Source organism: Paenibacillus daejeonensis DSM 15491, assembly GCF_000378385.1.
GTDB classification, from domain to species: Bacteria; Bacillota; Bacilli; order Paenibacillales; family Paenibacillaceae; genus Paenibacillus_D; species Paenibacillus_D daejeonensis.
Map to the genome: position 1 here is coordinate 409,790 of NZ_KB899665.1, position 17,643 is coordinate 427,432.

Annotated in this window: 19 protein-coding genes and 1 rRNA gene; 19 read left to right on the forward strand and 1 reads right to left on the reverse strand. The window is 53.1% G+C overall.

Going from position 1 to position 17,643, the window contains the following annotated elements:
• Positions 1-60: 60 nt before the first annotated feature.
• From F556_RS0120505 to F556_RS0120585, 17 genes are all read left to right on the forward strand, one after another.
• Positions 61-789 carry a CpaB family protein gene (locus F556_RS0120505; RefSeq protein WP_020618874.1) on the forward strand — a complete coding sequence of 243 codons (729 nt, stop codon included), beginning with the start codon at positions 61-63 and terminating at the stop codon, positions 787-789.
• Positions 786-1,631, forward strand: a complete 846-nt coding sequence (locus F556_RS0120510; RefSeq protein WP_020618875.1) for a CpaE/TadZ family protein — start codon at positions 786-788, stop codon at positions 1,629-1,631. The genes F556_RS0120505 and F556_RS0120510 overlap by 4 nt, the downstream gene beginning before the upstream one ends.
• Positions 1,628-3,013: an ATPase, T2SS/T4P/T4SS family gene (locus F556_RS34690; protein WP_051108747.1), complete on the forward strand. Its 1,386-nt coding sequence runs from the start codon at positions 1,628-1,630 to the stop codon at positions 3,011-3,013. The genes F556_RS0120510 and F556_RS34690 overlap by 4 nt, the downstream gene beginning before the upstream one ends.
• Entirely contained in the window at positions 3,010-3,942 is a 933-nt protein-coding gene (locus F556_RS0120520; protein WP_020618877.1) for a type II secretion system F family protein, read from the forward strand. The genes F556_RS34690 and F556_RS0120520 overlap by 4 nt, the downstream gene beginning before the upstream one ends.
• A 13-nt stretch (positions 3,943-3,955) precedes the next feature.
• Positions 3,956-4,849: a hypothetical protein gene (locus F556_RS0120525; protein WP_020618878.1), complete on the forward strand. Its 894-nt coding sequence runs from the start codon at positions 3,956-3,958 to the stop codon at positions 4,847-4,849.
• A gap of 22 nt (positions 4,850-4,871) precedes the next feature.
• Positions 4,872-5,021 (forward strand): hypothetical protein, encoded by a 150-nt coding sequence (locus F556_RS38380; RefSeq protein WP_020618879.1) that lies wholly within the window; start codon positions 4,872-4,874, stop codon positions 5,019-5,021.
• A 290-nt stretch (positions 5,022-5,311) separates the two neighbouring features.
• Complete coding sequence (locus tag F556_RS37955; protein WP_020618880.1) at positions 5,312-5,455, forward strand: hypothetical protein; 144 nt, start codon at positions 5,312-5,314, stop codon at positions 5,453-5,455.
• Positions 5,452-5,877, forward strand: coding sequence for a hypothetical protein (locus F556_RS0120540; RefSeq protein WP_020618881.1), 426 nt, complete (start codon positions 5,452-5,454; stop codon positions 5,875-5,877). The genes F556_RS37955 and F556_RS0120540 overlap by 4 nt, the downstream gene beginning before the upstream one ends.
• A gap of 41 nt (positions 5,878-5,918) precedes the next feature.
• On the forward strand, positions 5,919-6,404 hold the full coding sequence (locus F556_RS0120545; protein ID WP_020618882.1) for a hypothetical protein: 486 nt from the start codon (positions 5,919-5,921) through the stop codon (positions 6,402-6,404).
• 58 nt (positions 6,405-6,462) lie between these two features.
• Complete coding sequence (locus F556_RS0120550) at positions 6,463-7,686, forward strand: M24 family metallopeptidase (protein ID WP_020618883.1); 1,224 nt, start codon at positions 6,463-6,465, stop codon at positions 7,684-7,686.
• A gap of 107 nt (positions 7,687-7,793) precedes the next feature.
• Positions 7,794-8,177, forward strand: a complete 384-nt coding sequence (locus tag F556_RS0120555) for a hypothetical protein (RefSeq protein WP_020618884.1) — start codon at positions 7,794-7,796, stop codon at positions 8,175-8,177.
• Between the two features lie 862 nt (positions 8,178-9,039).
• Positions 9,040-9,327 carry an Asp-tRNA(Asn)/Glu-tRNA(Gln) amidotransferase subunit GatC gene (gene gatC, locus F556_RS0120560; RefSeq protein WP_020618885.1) on the forward strand — a complete coding sequence of 96 codons (288 nt, stop codon included), beginning with the start codon at positions 9,040-9,042 and terminating at the stop codon, positions 9,325-9,327.
• A gap of 48 nt (positions 9,328-9,375) precedes the next feature.
• Positions 9,376-10,818 (forward strand): Asp-tRNA(Asn)/Glu-tRNA(Gln) amidotransferase subunit GatA, encoded by a 1,443-nt coding sequence (gatA, locus tag F556_RS0120565; RefSeq protein WP_040717389.1) that lies wholly within the window; start codon positions 9,376-9,378, stop codon positions 10,816-10,818.
• A 57-nt stretch (positions 10,819-10,875) separates the two neighbouring features.
• Positions 10,876-12,318, forward strand: coding sequence for an Asp-tRNA(Asn)/Glu-tRNA(Gln) amidotransferase subunit GatB (gene gatB / locus F556_RS0120570; protein ID WP_020618887.1), 1,443 nt, complete (start codon positions 10,876-10,878; stop codon positions 12,316-12,318).
• Between the two features lie 132 nt (positions 12,319-12,450).
• Complete coding sequence (locus F556_RS0120575) at positions 12,451-13,161, forward strand: MgtC/SapB family protein (protein ID WP_020618888.1); 711 nt, start codon at positions 12,451-12,453, stop codon at positions 13,159-13,161.
• A gap of 126 nt (positions 13,162-13,287) precedes the next feature.
• Complete coding sequence (perR, locus tag F556_RS0120580; RefSeq protein WP_020618889.1) at positions 13,288-13,722, forward strand: peroxide-responsive transcriptional repressor PerR; 435 nt, start codon at positions 13,288-13,290, stop codon at positions 13,720-13,722.
• A 150-nt stretch (positions 13,723-13,872) separates the two neighbouring features.
• Positions 13,873-15,594, forward strand: a complete 1,722-nt coding sequence (locus F556_RS0120585; protein ID WP_020618890.1) for a glycosyl hydrolase family 18 protein — start codon at positions 13,873-13,875, stop codon at positions 15,592-15,594.
• Positions 15,595-15,698: 104 nt separating this feature from the next.
• Here F556_RS0120585 and F556_RS0120590 read toward each other — a convergent pair whose 3' ends face one another.
• Entirely contained in the window at positions 15,699-16,040 is a 342-nt protein-coding gene (locus tag F556_RS0120590) for a DUF2614 family zinc ribbon-containing protein (RefSeq protein WP_020618891.1), read from the reverse strand.
• A 205-nt stretch (positions 16,041-16,245) separates the two neighbouring features.
• On the opposite strand from F556_RS0120590, the gene F556_RS0120595 reads away from it, so the two are divergent.
• Both F556_RS0120595 and F556_RS0120600 read left to right on the forward strand, forming a co-directional pair.
• Entirely contained in the window at positions 16,246-17,139 is an 894-nt protein-coding gene (locus F556_RS0120595) for a nucleotidyltransferase-like protein (protein ID WP_020618892.1), read from the forward strand.
• Positions 17,140-17,568: 429 nt separating this feature from the next.
• Positions 17,569-17,643: ribosomal RNA gene (locus F556_RS0120600) — 16S ribosomal RNA — on the forward strand; the annotation flags it as partial.

Here is a 17,643-nt window from a genome sequence, read left to right on the forward strand (position 1 = left end):
AAGCATGGGTTGATAACCCTTGCTGCGTTCTTTTTTTGTTGCTTGCGTGAGGGAGGCGTCATGAACCGAAGAAGAAATCTCATCATCAGCCTGCTGGCGGCGTTGTTATCGGGGGTGCTGGTGTACTGCATTTACGTGCTGCAGTTGAAACAGATCGAACTGCAGGAGACGGTTGAGATCATCGTGCCCAGCCGGTTTGTTGCAACAGGAGAGCAAATGACTGCGGATATGCTGACGACCAAGTGGATCGCCAAAGCGTCCTATGAGCCGGAGATGATTATACGAGCTGCAGATGTCGTCCACTTGGAAACCTCCGTGCCGCTGGGTGAGGGAGAACCAATACTGGCCTGGAAAATCAGCCCGTACCGGCTGATGCCCAAGCGGGATGAATCAACGTTCCAGATTCCAAGAGAGTATGTCCTTAGTGTATCTAATGGGATTCGTGCGGGGGACCAAGTTGTTCTCTATGTGTCCGGTGAGGAATCGGTTTCGTCCCGTTTGTTCGATCAGTTGGTCACGGTTGCCTCGGTGAAAACCTCCGGCAATCTGGAGGTAGACGACCCCAAGAACCCCAACCTCCTTTCATTGGCTGATGGGGATCTGCAGAAAATGTATGCCTCACGCCGCGATGCCAATGCCATGATCGATTACGTCAATCTCAACCTGACAGAAGAGCAGTGGCTGCAGATTGATCAACTGTGCAAGCAAGGCGGACACAAACTGGTCATTGCCTACAGCCCGATGTCGATGGACGCTGTCAAACCACAGCTGATCGGAGGCGGGTCATGAGCAATCAGAAGCATGCGTTGACAGTTTTTATCGGCACAACACCCAACATTGGTACGACGGCGGCGGCCTTTGCGACAGCCTCACAGGTGGCGAGGCTAAGTGGCAAGCCAGTCGGTCTGCTCTGTCTCAATCTCAAAAGTGCCAAGCTGCACCGGTATCTGGGCGTCGACCGGCCCACCGTCACCCTCGACTCGCTGCGGCCCGAGCTGCGGGCAGGGACGCTGACCGTAGATAAGCTGCGCAGCGCAGCCTATTCCCCGCCAAGCTGCCCGGGATTGTCGATTCTGTTCGGCAATCTGATGCGGGATCAGGCAGAGTACTTCACCCCGGAGGATATGGAGCATCTGCTGGCAACGGCTCGCGAGACCTTTCGCCTGACTGTCGCCGACGTGAGCGCCTACTGGGATAATGCCGCAACGATTACAGCGATGCGGGAGGCAGATAGCCGGTTGGTGACAATGAGCACAGCACTCTCCAGCTTTCAGGAGGATGGCCAGCGCTGGATTGGACAGGTTGCACCGTTGTTTGGCATTGCCAGTCACGATATGGAAGGCATTATTATACACCCACCTTGGAGAAATGGAGGATTTCCTGTGAAAGATATTCGCAAAGAAACCGGATTACGCGTTGTAGAAGAACTGAAGGTGTCTGACTCGCTGCTGTCACAACTGGACAGTGGACGCCTCGACAACTGGGTTGCCTCGGAACAGCAAGGTAAACAAGCGATGAAGCGGACCGCCGAGCATCTCATGGCGCGCCATGTCATCTCGGGGAGGACGGGCCGTCACGTGCAGCCTTGGTATCGGCGGCTTATGAGCCATCGCAACGAGGTGGGCTCGTGAACCAGGCACAGCAGGGTAGATTCTCTCCCTCGGCCTATGCCACTCGTCTGAGGATGGATCCCCCGGCAGTGCCTGGCGAGAGCGGGGCCACAGCGGCGGCTGATCAAGAATTTCAAGCGCTGGCGGAAGATATCCGTAATTACCTGGCCACGCCTCGTGGTTCGAGCGAAGAGGAACGACGCACGTACAGCGAACGCTTGAACCGGGCGGTGCTGGGATTCCCCGAGGAGCGTGCAGAGCTCCTTGCCGTCATCGATGACTGGCTGGTTCGCCAGCGTATTCACCAGCTCGCGGGTTATAGTCATCCGTATGAGTCGCTTGCAGAGGCTTTGTTTGCCGAGGTCATCGGACTTCACGTACTAGAGCTGGTGCTTCAGCACAAGCAGGGATTGGAGGAAATCCAAGTCGTAGGGACGCGCATCTATGAGGTCAGGGATGGCCGAGCTGTCCTCTCGCCTTACGGATTTGATTCGATTGCTGAGGTGGAGCGCATCCAGCAGAACCTAGTGCTGTACAACAATGATCGCATCAATCCCCGGAAACGGTGGGCGGAGGTTATGCTGACGGACGGCTCGCGGGTAACCATGACCGGCTTCGGCTTCACCTCCGAACCTACCTTGACCTTGCGTTTCTATACGGTACGCCACTTTGACCTGCCGCTGCTCTGTGAACCGGACAAGGGGACGATGAACGATACCATTATGCATATGTTGTTAGCCCTCTTGGAGGCACGGTTCAACCTCGTGGTCATCGGGCCTACCAACAGTGGCAAGACTCATTTGATCAAGGCGTTGATCGCTTCGCTGCCCGATGAAGAACGTATCATCACCATCGAGACGCGGTTGGAGATGATGCTGCGGCGGGACTTTCCCCTCAAGAACATCGTGGAGTATGAGGCGGACGAGGAGGATGACATACATAAGGCAGCCCAAGCCTTCAAGCTGGCGCTCAGGCAATCGCCGCAACGGATCGTCCATGCCGAGATCCGGGATGAAGATGCCAATATCTACGTAAGGGCCTGCACGCGAGGCCACTCCGGTAGTATGACAACCGTGCATGCCAATGAGCTGGAGGATGTACCGGAAGCGATCACGGATATGTGCATGTTAGATGGACGAGCGATGGACCCGGAGCGGCTCAGCAAGCGAATTACGCGTTATGTCACCCAGATCGGTATCGAAATGCGGCAGGTCGGTGGCAAGCGTCGCGTCTGCCGTATCGGAGAATTAATCTGGGAGGATAACCGAATCCAGGTCCGGGACTGGGTGCGCTATGACGAGGCGAGTCGGAGCTGGCACTATCCGGACCGGCCGTCGCAGCAGGCTGAGCTCCGGCTTCAGTCTGCACCCAGCTGGGCCCGGACGGGGGTGGCAGCCGGATGACACTGTGGTTAGGGCTGGCGGCCGGGGTTCTGTTCCTGCTGCTGCTCGTCATGCTGCAGCGGTTGATGCTGGTCATGGCAGAGCAAGAGCAGCGCGCGGATCGGCTCGTGTACCGCCAGCGGGCGAGGTGGAGCGTACGCCTCATGGAGCTGCTGACGGCCAATCGCCGGCTAACCGGGCACTTATCCGATGCCTTGGAGGCGATGCGCTGGCCGCTTCAGGCAGGCAGCTTCCTGCTCCTCTGCTGCATGCTGGCGTTGGCAGGAATCGCTGCAGGCGGATTGTTCTTTCAGAGCGCCAAGGGTGTATTGCTAACCGGTGTCTTGGCAGGAGCATTGCCCTACCTCTGCCTGAGAATGCTTCTGACGCACAGGCAACTGAAGACACGGATGGATTTTTTGCCGGCTGTCGAGCTGTTTTATCAATGTTATCTGATTACAGGCGGCAGGCAGGTCAAGGTAGCGCTGCAGCGGACGGTGGAGGAACGACGAATGATGGGCGGGATGCAGCAGGTATTCGAGCAGCTGCAGCGCAATCTCTCGATCCGGGGCGATGACGAAGCCTCGCTGCGGATCTTTGCAGGGGCACTCGGTCATGTGTGGGGCGATTATTTCGTTCAGATTCTCCGGGTGGCGCTTGCCGAGGGCCATCCGGTGGCTGACAATCTCAAGGAGCTCATTACCGATATGCGCAAGGCCCGAAGAGCCAACCAGCAGGAGCGCAACAAGCTGCTGGAGATCCGGATTGCCAATTTTTCGCCGGTGGTTTTCTTGGCCTTGTTCGTCGGAATCAACTTTCGTTACAACCCCGAGAGTGCCTATTACTACTATGTGCTCGATCCGCGCGGCCGCGATCTTTTGCTGAATGCGGCGGTACTCATCTTTGTGTCGTTTGTCATGGGGTTGTGGCTATCCCGCAAAAAAATGTAAAGGAGCTGACATCATGCATGTCGAGATTAGCCGTCTCGTCTTCTGGGCAGCCCTGATTGGTCAATACATCACCGGATTTGTCTGCTTGATGGCTTTCTTCAAGGCAGTGGTCGAACGTCAGCCCCGTTGGCTATCTACGATGCGCAGCGGATGGCGGGAGCGGGAGATGCCGGAGAGCTGGCTGCGGTTGACGGGAATTTCGCGGGACAGTGTTGCCTTCCACACCTACGATGCTTTGTTAGGCGGTTTGAATTTCGGTCTGGATACGGCCTTCTATCTGGCGGCTCGGAAGCTCGGTCTGGTGCTGATGCCGCTGCTGGCCTGCGGGCTGGTCTGGAGTCCGGTGGGCACCCTGTTCTCTCCGACACTGCTGTACTTGCTCCTGGCCGGAGCTGCCACGCTGCAAGGCATGCTCATCTGGGACAAGCCTTGGCTGGAGTCCTTGCAGCGCATGCGGGCGCAACGAATCACCCGGGAGATCTATCTGATCAGTACCCAACTCCTTTATTTATCGGGTTCTTCCCTGCACATCCATACCAAGCTGATGCGTTGTCTGCCTTATGCCCGGGCGATCCGGGGGGATCTTGAACGGCTGCTGGCCGAGTGGTATCAGGATGCGGATGGAGCGCTGCGCAGATTCAAGAAGCGGCTCGGGACGGATGAAGGCATGACCTTTGCGGAGACCATCAGCTCCTTGCGGCTGCATGAGAGCGAAGCCTATTACCGTCTGTTGCGTGAGCATATCCAGGATTACAAGGAGAAGATCGAGCTGGTCCGGGAGAGCCGCAAAGAGTCCGCCTCCTACCTCTTGTTCTTACTGGCGGGGCTGCCAATTCTCTACATGTTTCAAATTTTCATTCATCCATGGGTGCAGGAAGGACAAAAGCTGTTCGAGAGCTTGAACTGACTTGAAGGAGGTGAGATTATCTATGCGCAATATTCTCATGACGGTGATGATGCTGGTTGTGGTGATTCTGCTCTTCAATGCTATTATCACGCAGGACAATACGGGCACACAGGCTCAAATTCAATCGCAAGGGAACACAGCCAACACAAGAATCAGCAACATGCTTCCTTAAGGATACTGTTATCAAAAGGAGCCTGCGGTCACGGATCGATCTTCCAATCGCTGTTGTCCCCAGATTTCTTGATTTTTTAACCGCTCTAGCGGTTGAAATCTGGGGAAGCGTATGCTTTCGAAGCTAGCTTTTCTGCGAAAAGCTTTCAGGCGAACGCTTCGCAGCGTATGCTTCCGAAGTCGCTTTCTGCTAGACAAGCGTTAACCAGATTCGATTCCGTGCCTCTTCGGCCATCTAACAGTAAAGAAATAGTATTTTAGAAAGAGCACTAATCAAGAGGAGGATCATGCGTGCGGTCATTGTTGATATCGGTGTTGATGGTGGTCGTTGTCATTGTCATCTATGATTCGCTGGGCGGCGGCCAAGGGGCGGAGGGCGAGATCCGGCAATTTGGCGGCCGGCATGGTCAAGCAATACGGGAGGTTGATCCATGAAAACGCTGCTGATGTTCGTGCTGCTGGCGTCAACGCTCTGCTGGTTCATGTTCGCTCCGATCTACAAGCATGTGTTCCTGGTCCGTCAGGCCGTTCTTCAAAAGGAAGTCGATTATATGCTTGAGGTCGGTGCAGCGGGAGGCTTTGGCTATATTGATGGCTCCATGATCGCCGCCTCGCGCGAGCGGCTGGCCGCCTATGGCATGACGGCGGACGAGGCGCTCTATGAGGTGACTTCGACAAGCGGTCTGTCGGCTACGAACCCCGCCGCTCCTCTGATTCGGGGAACAGGGCTGATCCTGACGATTCGATATCCGTATGAGCGTCTGTTCGAGATTGATCGGCTGATTGGCCTAACCCCGCCGGATCCTGCGACGCGGATGAGCGCTACGGGCATGAAGATGAGTGAATATGTTCCCTGACTGGCCAGTGGGCTGAAGCGTCCAAGGGAAGGGGGAAGTCGATGTATAAGCTGCTGCTGTTTATCTTGTTCATGGTGGGATGGACGCTCATGCAGGCGGTGCAGACCGATGGCGAGATGGCGATGCAGACACTGTTCCACGGCAAGCATGCCGTGAACCGGGCGGCCCATGCGGGTGCACAGCAATTGGATATGGGGGCGCTGGCGGAGGGGCGGCTGTGGATAGACGAGCGGGCGGCTGCAGCAGTGGCGCAGGAGTACCTCCGTTATAATCTTAAGCTAGGTGACGATGGTGAACCTTTACCAGGTTCGTATCTGCGAGAATCGCCCAGCATTGTGGCCTTCGAGGTGATCAACAGTGACCGCGAGTTTCCGTATACCTATCGGAATATGCAATATGACTATGAGGTGACGCTGCAGCGTCCAGGCGTAGTGATGATCGCTTATGTCCCTTACACACGGGCATTTCACGTGATCGACCCGATCGAATGGCATATCAAAGGGACGGCAGAGCTGGTCAGCGGTTGACTTAGGGAAAGCATAACTGGTGTAATGGAGGCATATCCATGCTAGGAGGAGATGCTTAGTGTATACCAGGCTTCCCGCGGAGGAGAGTACAATACGGATCCAAAGGCTGCAGGAGATGCTTCGCGACCATGCGTATAGCGGATGTCTCGTCACCCAAAATGTGGCGATTTATTATTTGACGGGTTCGATGCAGACGGGTTACGTCTATGTCCCGCAGCAAGGCGAGGCGACCTATTATGTGCGGCGGAGTGTAGAACGGGCAATGAAGGAGTCCGTGGTCCGAACAGTGCCGCTGGGCGCCTTCCGCTCGTTCGGACAGACACTGGCCGCCGCCTATCCGGAAATCAGCCGTAGTGGAGAACCTGTCCGGATTGCGACAGAGTTGGATGTACTGCCAGCACAGTTGTACCTCAAGCTGGTGGCTATCCTTAATGGCAATTCGGAAGGTCGTATTGAGCTCGTGGACGGATCTGCGATCCTGCGCCGGCTGCGAATCGTGAAGTCGGATTATGAAATTCATAGGATTGAGCAGGCAGCCAGCGTCGTTGCTGAGGCATTGGAGGCTTCGCTTGGCGAGCTGCGGGAAGGCATCACAGAGCTGGCCTGGATTGCCGGACTGGAGCGGGAGCTGCGAGCGCGTGGTCATATTGGTCTGATGCGGATGCGCGGGTACAATCAAGAGATTATGACCGGAATGGTGGGGGCTGGAGCTTCGGCGGCGGAGCCGAGCTATTTTGACGGCCCGGCAGGCGGTCGCGGACTCGGCCCGGCAGCGCCACAGAGTGTGAGTCAGTCGCCGATTCGCACGGGGGAGCCGATCCTGATTGATATCGGATGCTGTATCGATGGTTATGTTATTGATCAGACACGGACGGCCGTCATCGGGGAACTGCCTGCAGACCTCGCTGAAGCTTACGATACGGCAGAGTTGATCATTCGGCGCATCTCGGAACGGATCCGTCCGGGCGTCCGACCGTCTACATTATACGCCGAGGCACTGTCGATGGCACAGGGAGCGGGACTGGGTGCGCATTTTATGGGATTTGGTGCGGATCAGGTGCGATTCCTGGGGCACGGAATTGGGCTTGAGATTGATGAATGGCCCGTTCTTGCAGCTAGCTTTGATGAGCCGTTGGAGCCAGGCACGGTGCTTGCCGTCGAGCCCAAGTTCACATTCCCCGGGCGCGGTGTTGTCGGCATTGAGAACTGCTACCTGGTGACGGAGGAAGGCGCACGTCCACTCACTCGGACACCGGAGCAATTGATTCAAATTGCTCCGTAACGAGCCCAGGCTGAAGGGCAGCTTGCTCGGATTGGACACTTCTAGCTTTTTTTAGTAGGATAGTGTTATAGTTTCTGAGCTGCTAGAGGTTAGGGGGCATACATGCGATGTGGAAGCTGGGTCAACGGGTAATCGTCGTATCGGATCAGTTCGAACAACACCTCCCCGTTGGGGAGTATGGGTATATAATTGCTTATGATCGCAATCAGGATAATGCGTTTGACTATGTCGTCCGCATCCCGAAGGCGAACAAAAATTTCTTCGTGCCCGCCACGGATCTGGAGCTGGAGGAAGTCCTTCTGCAGCAGGAAGCAGACCGCATCGAACGCGAGGCGCTGATTGATTATGCCCTGGCGACGCGCAACGAAGAGCTGTTCAACTGGATCATGAACGGCGACGAGCAAGAGGAAGAAGAAGAACAGGAGGTTCCCCAGGAGGGACAATCCCGTGAAGACTTCATCCGCCAGATTAATTTGAAGGCGTGGATTTAAGAGCCATCGTCTGCACCAAGCTTCCCTTTCGAGGGAAGTTTTTTTATTATAAGATTCATTTTGAATTATAAATTCCCTTGGGATTGGGGCGGGTGGGCAAAAAGTGTGGGGAAAGAGTGGCTAATTGTGTCATGAGAAGAGTGGATTTCTGTGTTACTGACTAAGGACAAAAATACAGTTAAAACTGGCCTCAGGCGCGAAACTCCGGCTCGTAAGGTCAAAAGTGCAGTTCATCTCGCTGATATATCCATACCTTACCAGAAGGGGACGGATTAGTTGTACTTTTGTCTTAAATCTCGTGATTTGGCTAGTTTTGTGAGCTATTACCTGCACTTTTGGCTTTAAAACTAGCTCCGGGGGTCCATCTTGTTGCATTGAACATCATTGATCATTGCGCCCCTGCTGCCCGATCTCCCCGCAATGTACTTAAGCAAGCTTGAAGCCAAGCCACACACGGTGATGGTGGTTCTTTAAATGCAAAAATACACTTAGCAACCAGGTGCTCGGGCAAACGCCAGTCCGTAAGTGCAAAAGTACAATTAAATGATTCAGAAGTGGAAATTAAAGTAAATTTCGGCCTTGGTAAGTGTATTTTTGCTTTTAGCAAGCCAGGAAATCAAGGACTTCATTAAAATAGTGGTATTATTGCATTTATCCATTCAGTGGTGCGTCATCGTTAGTTAGCACAGGGTGATGTGGCCCGCAACCCCGAAACCCCGCAACCCCTCCGCGTTCAACCCAGCCTGGGGAGATCGTCGTTTCAGTGAGTAGTTACCCGAGCTTTCGACATTGAGTTGCCGCGGCCTCTGGGCTATAATAGGAAGAATGAGCAGGTGTGACAAGGGAAGGAGGCAAATACGAGATGAGCATTACGAATCAGGATGTTGAACATGTGGCCAAGCTGGCTCGTTTGGAGCTGACAGCGGAGGAAACCGCAACGTTCACCGAGCAGTTGAGCGCCATATTGAAATATGCCGAGAAGCTGGGCGAGCTGGATACAACCGGTGTCGAACCGACGACGCATGTGTTGCCCATTACGAATGTGATGCGCGAGGATGAGGTTCGGGAATCGACGGGAAATGAACAAGCGATGAAGAATGCACCGGACGAAGAAGAAGGTCAGTTCCGGGTACCCGCTGTATTGGAATAATCATGAGGAATAGGAAGGGAGGAGCTCGAGTTGGCTTCTATTTTTGATATGCGTCTGCAAGACGTACATAACAAGCTGCGGGACAAAGAATTTTCCGTATCCGAGCTGGTAGATGCAGCATATAAGCGGATCGGGGGCACGGAAACCGACGTCAAGGCATTTATTACGCTGGATGAGAGCGGTGCCCGCGCTGAAGCGGCAAGACTGGATGCTCAGATCGCGGAGGGTGGCGAGTTGGGGCTCCTATTTGGTCTGCCTGCAGGTATTAAGGATAATATCGTAACGGAGGGGCTGCGTACTACCTGCGCCAGCCAATTCCTAGACAATTTCAACCCGATCTATGATGCAACGGTGACCAAGAAGCTCAAGCAAGCCCAGTCGGTGACGATTGGCAAGCTTAATATGGACGAGTTCGCCATGGGCGGCTCCAATGAGAATTCCAGCTATCATGCTACACGCAATCCTTGGAACCTGGACCATGTGCCGGGCGGATCGAGCGGTGGCTCGGCAGCGACTGTTGCTGCCGGACAGGTTTATTTCTCGCTGGGCTCCGATACTGGCGGTTCCATTCGTCAGCCCGCCTCCTACTGTGGCGTTGTTGGACTGAAGCCGACTTATGGCCTGGTCTCCCGTTTTGGCCTCGTGGCTTTTGCCTCGTCGCTTGATCAGATCGGACCGATTACCAAAAATGTCGAGGATGCTGCCTACGTACTTCAGGCCATTGCCGGATACGACGAGTTGGACTCTACCTCTGCCAATGTTTCGATTCCGGACTATGTCAGCGCCCTGAGCGGCGATGTCAGAGGTCTGCGCATCGGCGTACCAAAGGAATATCTCGGTGAGGGGATCGACAGCGGCGTAAAAGAAGCGGTCCTGGCAGCGCTGAAAGTCTATGAAGACCTGGGCGCGACCTGGGAAGAAGTGTCGCTCCCGCATACCGAGTATGCAGTTGCGACGTATTACCTGCTGGCTTCCTCGGAAGCTTCGTCCAACCTGGCACGTTTCGACGGCGTGCGTTACGGCGTGCGCGCCGAGAACCCGGACAACCTGATCGACCTGTATCGAAAATCACGCAGCCAAGGCTTCGGTCCCGAGGTGAAGCGCCGGATCATGCTGGGTACGTATGCGCTGAGTTCGGGGTACTATGATGCTTATTATCTGAAGGCGCAGCAAGTCAGAACCTTGATTAAACGCGACTTTGATCAGGTGTTTGAGCGTTTTGACCTGATTATGGGACCTACGGCGCCAACCACGGCGTTCCGTATTGGTGAACAAATCGGCGATCCGCTGACCATGTACCTCAATGATATTTGTACGATTCCGGTCAGCCTGGCAGGCGTTCCGGCGATTAGCGTCCCTTGTGGGTTGGCAGATGGACTGCCGGTTGGTCTGCAGATCATCGGCAAAGCCTTTGACGAGACGACCGTGCTGCGGGCGGCGCATGCCTTCGAGCAGAACACCGGACACCATACCTTGCGTCCGCAGCTGTAAGAGGTAGCACCTCTACTGTAGAGCGAGCGAATCCATCAAGCAGGAGGAACGAAAATAATGTCTGAGACATCCAAATATGAAACGGTAGTCGGACTTGAGGTGCATGTGGAGCTGCATACGAAGAGTAAAATCTTTTGCGGCTGCTCTACATCGTTCGGCGCGCCGCCGAATAGTCACACCTGTCCGATTTGCCTGGGGCATCCGGGCGTGCTGCCGGTGCTGAATAAACAAGCGGTAGAATATGCAATGAAAGCCGCAATGGCGCTTAACTGCGAGATTGCTTCGGATAGCAAATTCGACCGCAAAAATTACTTTTATCCAGATTCTCCAAAAGCCTACCAGATCTCTCAATACGACAAACCAATCGGTGAACACGGCTGGATCGATATTGAGGTAAACGGTCAGACCAAGCGGATCGGCATCACCCGGCTGCATCTGGAGGAAGATGCGGGCAAGCTCACGCATGTCGATGGGGGATATGCATCGCTGGTCGATTTGAACCGGGTCGGTACGCCACTGGTCGAAATCGTCTCCGAACCGGATATTCGGACACCAGAAGAAGCCAAGGCTTATCTTGAAAAACTCAAGGCCATTATGCAGTACTGCGACGTGTCGGATGTGAAGATGGAGGAAGGCTCGCTGCGCTGCGATGCCAACATCAGTATCCGGCCTTACGGGCAGGAGAAGTTCGGTACGCGTGCCGAGCTGAAAAACATGAATTCCTTCCGTGGCGTACAGCGTGGACTGGAGTATGAACAGTGGCGTCAAGCTGAAGTGCTGGACAGCGGCGGGGAAGTTGTTCAGGAAACCAGACGCTGGGATGAAGCGCAAGCCAAGACGATTTCCATGCGCGGCAAAGAAGAAGCGCATGATTATCGGTATTTCCCAGATCCTGACCTGGTTCGTCTCACCATCGGCGAGGACTGGAAGGAACGCGTACGTGCGACCATTCCTGAACTGCCAGATGCCCGCAAGGCGCGTTATCAGGCAGATTACGGCCTGTCATCCTATGATGCCGAGGGTATCACGGCTTCTATGAAGCTGGCTGATTTCTTCGAGGAGAGCCTGAATTACACCAAGGATGCCAAAGCAGTAGCCAACTGGATTATGGGCGAGTTGCTTGGCTATCTCAATAGTAATAATCTGGACTTGGCTGACGTCAAGATTACCGGTCAAGGCCTTGGGGAGATGATCGGTTTGTTGGAGAAGGGTGTCATCAGCGGCAAGATTGCCAAAACAGTCTTCAAGTCGATGCTGGAGTCCGGCAAGCTACCTCAGAAAATCGTTGAGGAGCAGGGGCTGGTTCAGATCAGCGACGAAGGGGCGATCATGGAGATTGTCGATAAGGTCATTGCTGCCAATCCGCAGTCTGTGGAGGATTACAAAGCCGGCAAAGAGAAAGCTATCGGTTTCCTTGTCGGACAGGTGATGAAGGAGTCCCGGGGCAAGGCCAATCCGGGCTTGGCTAACAAACTGCTCGTCGAGCGCTTGAACGGGTAAAACGGGTTAATCTGGATTATGACCCGCCTGGTTATGGTTAATATAAAACCGTCATGTACTATACACGTGCATGGCGGTTTTGTAGATTTAATAACTTAGTTTTCATCCTATAAATGGGTAGGAGGAGAGTCTGTGGAACTTGCAGCCGACAGTCCATGGTATATTAGTGAATATGAAATTTTGGTGCGTTTATTGGTCGCCGTGTTATTGGGCGGTCTGATTGGTCTGGAGCGGGAGCAATCCAACCATGCTGCTGGTTTGCGGACCAATATTCTGGTCTGTCTCGGTTCCTGCTTGTTGATGCTCCTATCCATCTACGGCTTCTCCGAATTCGTTAATGAAGGCAATGTACGGATGGACCCCGCTCGTTTGGCCGCGCAGGTTATTACGGGGATCGGCTTTTTGGGAGCAGGCGTTATATTGTTCACAGGCAAGACAATTACGGGATTAACGACGGCGGCAACCTTGTGGGTGGTTTCGGCTATTGGTCTTGCTGTGGGTGCGGGGTTCGTCTATGCCTCCGTATTCTCCACCGTGATGGTTCTGATCATTCTGTGGGCGCTCAATAAGCTGGAGAAACGGTTCCTCAGGGGGAAGAAAGAGCATTTGCTAGTCATAAGGGCAGCGGAGCAAGGTGCTATCGTGGAAACCGTCAGCAAGCTCCTGACCTCGCGTGATATTGTCGTTCGCAAAGCCTCGGTTGTGGACCATGCCGACAAGGAAATGTTGATGCCGGACTATATGATCAGGCTTAAGATTACGCTGCCGGGCGGCACTTCACATTGGCAACTGGTGGATGAAATCAAGCGGCTGGAAGGCGTGCGAGCCGTGAGCATGGAATAGTCTACAATAGGTGTCATTTCTCTAGTAGCAGCATGTGTCTGAGTAGCCCAAATCAGGGGGTACATTGACAAAGTGTAAAAACTGCACGTAAAATAGTAAGTAACTACTGAGAAAGGCGGGAGGACGATGGGAACGAGTGTTCAGCAGGCATTGGAGCAATTGAAGTTGACCGGCGTCCGGATGACCCCGCAACGACATGCGATTTTAACTTATCTTATGGATTCGTTGACGCATCCGACGGCAGACGAGATCTACAAGTCGCTCTCACCCAACTTCCCAAGTATGAGCGTGGCGACGATATATAATAATTTGCGGCTGTTTGTCGAGGCCGGCCTGGTTCGTGAATTGACCTATGGGGACGATTCCAGTCGGTTTGATGCCGATCTGACGGATCATTATCATGCCATATGCAAGTCATGCGGAACGATTGTCGATTTTGATTATCCGCCATTGACTGAGGTGGAGCGGGTCGCGTCCCGGGAGACCGGGTTTGTCGTAGAGGGACACCGGATGGAGATTTATGGCCTGTGCGAGAAGTGTAATAAAACTTCAATTCAATAATTACACCAAGAAGACCGTATAGCGGGTGGATGCTTCAGGCAGCCGCCCGGTTATACGATCTTTTTTTTAAGTTCTGGACAGGAATCCAGAGATTCGGTTAAACGCCCCTGGTTCACAGACTGCCGAGGGGAGAGGCTTAGGAGGGATGAAGTGGAGACGGTACGACTCCAGCATAGACATCGACGGAGGGGCAGAGGCACCACATGGCTTTTGCTCATATGCATCGCAGGAATCGTCCTGACAGGCGGTTATTTTGGCTGGTATTATTATATTCCCAATCCCGAGCGGATTGTTCCCGATTATAACGTTGAGCATCCCATTGTCTATGAAGGCGAAGTGTTGGATTATGGCGCTGTTATGGAGGGAGGATCGGCTAAGTTGCCCATTCGTGCAGTCGCTCAAGTCATGGGCTCGGACGAGCCTATTCATTACGAGGCGGAGAGCGGTAGTGTGATTATGACTACCAGTGACAAAGTGTTGCATCTGCAAACCGGATCGCTGGCAGGCACCGTGAATCTAGAACCGTACGAGGTGGCGTTTGCGGCGGACGAGCAGGACGGAGAGTTGTATATCCCCATTACTCCACTGCAGGAGCTCTATGGGCTGCAGACCTATTATCACGAGGTGTCAGGCGTTGTAACCCTGGTGACTGCTGGACAGAGTGTTCAACATGCCGAAGCAGCCCGCGAAAGTGAGATCCGCAGCGGACCTTCGATTCGGGAACCGGTGCTTGAGCAGTTGCTGACAGGCCAGGAGGTTCGAATTTGGGCCTCGGAAGAAGGATGGTTCAAGGTTCAGGGCAGCACGGGGCACACGGGCTACATTCCCGAAGGCGATGTGAGGCTGACCACAATAGAGCAAGTGCCCGTACCAGAGCGAGGCGAGCCCTTTGTCCCTTGGGACAAAGAAGAGCGCATTAATCTAACTTGGGAAGCCGTCTATTCTCGCAATCCCGATACGACTGCGATAGGTCAGATGCCCGGTGTCAATGTGGTCAGCCCGACTTGGTTCGAGCTGGTGGACGGCACGGGCCAAATCAGCAGTAAGGCAGATCCCGGTTATGTGGCATGGGCGCGTAATCGGGGATATCAGGTATGGGCACTATTCAGCAACAGCTTTGATCCTGATTTGACGACCGAAGCTCTAGCGACCTATGAGAGCCGCTTAACCATGATTCAGCAGTTAATCTCCTATGCCCGAACTTATCAGTTGCAGGGCATCAATATTGATTTCGAGAATGTCTATACGGAGGACAAGGAGAATCTGATTCAGTTTGTCCGCGAATTGACACCATTGCTTCATAAGCATGAGCAAGTCGTATCCATTGATGTCACTCCGAAGTCCAACAGTGAGATGTGGTCGGCGTTTCTGGATCGTGAAGCCTTGGCGCGCTCGGTCGATTATATGATGCTGATGGCTTATGATGAGCACTGGGCATCAAGCCCGGTGGCGGGATCCGTGGCATCCTTGCCTTGGGTCGAGCATTCCGTCCGGCGCTTGTTGGAAGAGGATAGGGTACCGCCCCACAAGTTGATTTTGGGCATTCCGCTTTATACGAGAATATGGACTGAACAGCAAGGAGAAGACGGACAGGTCCAAGTCAGCTCCAGAGCAATAGGCATGGAAACAGCGGATCAGTTGCTGGCGGAGAGGGGGCTTCAGCCAATATTGGATGAAGCCACTGGCCAGCATTACGTGGAATATGAAGAGGACGGAGCCCGCAAGCGGATCTGGCTGGAGGACGGTACCTCTGCCAGAGCCAGAATGGCACTCGTACGGAAGTATGACCTGGGTGGTATCGCTTCATGGCAGCGAGGGTTTCAAAAGCCTCAGATTTGGGAAGTACTCCATCAGGAGCTTCAACGTCCTTAGCGTTTCATGACATGATTTATAATCATCCAGAAAAAAAAGACGATGCGGATCATCTCTGCATCGTCTTTTTATATGCTTAAGGCCATATAAGCAATCATTCTGGTTTAAGCCTCTGTAGGCTCCGTGGCTTGCTTGGGGTCAAAGGTCAACTTGGTTCTGCAAAACATGCAACGATCCGTGGTGCCCAGCATCTTGGTAGCCTTGTTGCACTCGGGACATGGAACAATTCTCGCGCTGGTGGAGAGCATGCCGGCCCAGAAGTATACGCCCACACTTACCAGCATGGCAATCATACCGATGACCATAAAGACCGCTGCAAATATTTTGCCGGTCTCGCCCCACAGTACAATGCCGGCTGTACCGAATATCATTAGACCCATGCCAATCATGGTGAACATCAGTCCCCATAACCGGAATTCATTGATCTTAGCAGACTTGAAAAACATGATGATCTCCCTTTCTCAAAAAAAGAACTGTAAACAAATGTTGCCTTAGCAGGAAACCGATATACGGCTGTCGAACAAAAACATAACATGCAATTCTGAAAATCTCATGATGAAGGTCAATAGAACGACGTGAACGTAGCTGTAATGTCTTGACTCGATTATTATTATAGCTTATCTCAGCTTTTGAAGCTATATGGAGGACATTGTGGAATCAATCAAAGCATTCTATAAAACAATATACGAGCGACAAAGCGGCATCATCAGTCTGATGGCCATTACGAATCCCTATGACTATAGTCCGCTAATTGACGGGATGGACCTGCTCCTTCTCGTGATTAGCGAACAAGCAGATGCCGACCGCGAAACTGAACATGTCCGGATGCAGGGCGTGCACATTCAGCTGCGTACTATCGAACCAAAACGGCTGGAGCGCTGGCTGACAGGCGTGGAGAACCGGAGCATTATACAATGGCTCATGCGGGGTGATATCTTGCTGGATCACGGGGATTATTTAGCTCATATCAGACAACGGCTCGTCGAATTTCCAGAAGCGCTGCGGGAGCAGAAGCGTCTGGTTGAGTTTGCTGCATTTCTTCGCACGTATCTGCAGGCTAAGCAAGATCTGCAAGATACGAATTTGTTAGATGCACATAGTAACATTCTGTCCGCGTTGCATCATTGGGCACATATTGCGCTGATTGATGAGGGAATCCATCCCGAGTTAACCGTTTGGCGGCAGATGCGCAAGTACCAGCCCGGCATTTATAAGTTATATGAAGAACTGACAGTGAGTCCAGAGACGCTCGAGCAGCGTGTTAAGCTTGTGCTCTTGGCATGCGAATTTTCAGTTCTGAGTAACATGAAATCAAGTTGTTCTCTTCTAATGAAGGTAATGCACAGCAGAGCGGAGCCGTGGAGTATCATGGAGTTGCACCGCCACCCGGATCTGTTGGTCCTGCATGTAGACTTGTCATTGGTCCTGCAAAAGTTAGTTAAGCGGGGGATTATTGATGAGGTTGCCATCCTTACGTATCAAGAGGAGATTGAAGATTTGGCGGACTACATGGAGTTGAGATACAGACCTGCTCAAGAAGCTTGAAATACCTGTCTTTACAAGGGGGAGCCTGCCCTGTAGAGGCGGGTTTTTTTGTTGAAAAAAGGCTCCGATTTTAATGCACTTGTCGAGTTCTCGAAAAAAAAGAAGAAACAGTGTTGACTTTTGTACGAGGTCTATGGTAAATTAAATCTCGCCGCTTTTGACGCAGGCTAAATTAAAGAGTGATAGAGTTGGACGGAATGATTGGAAGCAACAACTTAAATCAAACTGCTCCAAAAAAACTTTTTAAAAAAAAGCTTGCATAAATGACCGGCACTGTGATATAGTATAAGAGTTGCAGCCGAGAGATACGGCGGCAACGACAACGAAAGAAAATGTGTTCTTTGAAAACTGAACAACGAGCGAAATGTCCTGTAGCTCTTCGGAGTTACAGATAGCAATACCAGCAAGAAATGAGCTATTCAGCTTTCTATCATGGAGAGTTTGATCCTGGCTCAGGACGAACGCTGGCGGCGTGCCTAATACATGCAAGTCGAGCGGAGTTGA

Excerpts from the sequence above, each read along its gene's own strand:
- F556_RS0120505 (WP_020618874.1), top strand. The coding sequence starts at position 61 with ATGAACCGAAGAAGAAATCTCATCATCAGCCTGCTGGCGGCGTTGTTA.
- F556_RS0120510 (WP_020618875.1), top strand. The coding sequence starts at position 786 with ATGAGCAATCAGAAGCATGCGTTGACAGTTTTTATCGGCACAACACCC.
- F556_RS0120520 (WP_020618877.1), top strand. The coding sequence starts at position 3,010 with ATGACACTGTGGTTAGGGCTGGCGGCCGGGGTTCTGTTCCTGCTGCTG.
- F556_RS0120525 (WP_020618878.1), top strand. The coding sequence starts at position 3,956 with ATGCATGTCGAGATTAGCCGTCTCGTCTTCTGGGCAGCCCTGATTGGT.
- F556_RS38380 (WP_020618879.1), top strand. The coding sequence starts at position 4,872 with ATGCGCAATATTCTCATGACGGTGATGATGCTGGTTGTGGTGATTCTG.
- F556_RS0120540 (WP_020618881.1), top strand. The coding sequence starts at position 5,452 with ATGAAAACGCTGCTGATGTTCGTGCTGCTGGCGTCAACGCTCTGCTGG.
- F556_RS0120545 (WP_020618882.1), top strand. The coding sequence starts at position 5,919 with ATGTATAAGCTGCTGCTGTTTATCTTGTTCATGGTGGGATGGACGCTC.
- F556_RS0120555 (WP_020618884.1), top strand. The coding sequence starts at position 7,794 with ATGTGGAAGCTGGGTCAACGGGTAATCGTCGTATCGGATCAGTTCGAA.
- gatC (WP_020618885.1), top strand. The coding sequence starts at position 9,040 with ATGAGCATTACGAATCAGGATGTTGAACATGTGGCCAAGCTGGCTCGT.
- gatA (WP_040717389.1), top strand. The coding sequence starts at position 9,376 with ATGCGTCTGCAAGACGTACATAACAAGCTGCGGGACAAAGAATTTTCC.
- gatB (WP_020618887.1), top strand. The coding sequence starts at position 10,876 with ATGTCTGAGACATCCAAATATGAAACGGTAGTCGGACTTGAGGTGCAT.
- perR (WP_020618889.1), top strand. The coding sequence starts at position 13,288 with ATGGGAACGAGTGTTCAGCAGGCATTGGAGCAATTGAAGTTGACCGGC.
- F556_RS0120590 (WP_020618891.1), bottom strand. The coding sequence starts at position 16,040 with ATGTTTTTCAAGTCTGCTAAGATCAATGAATTCCGGTTATGGGGACTG.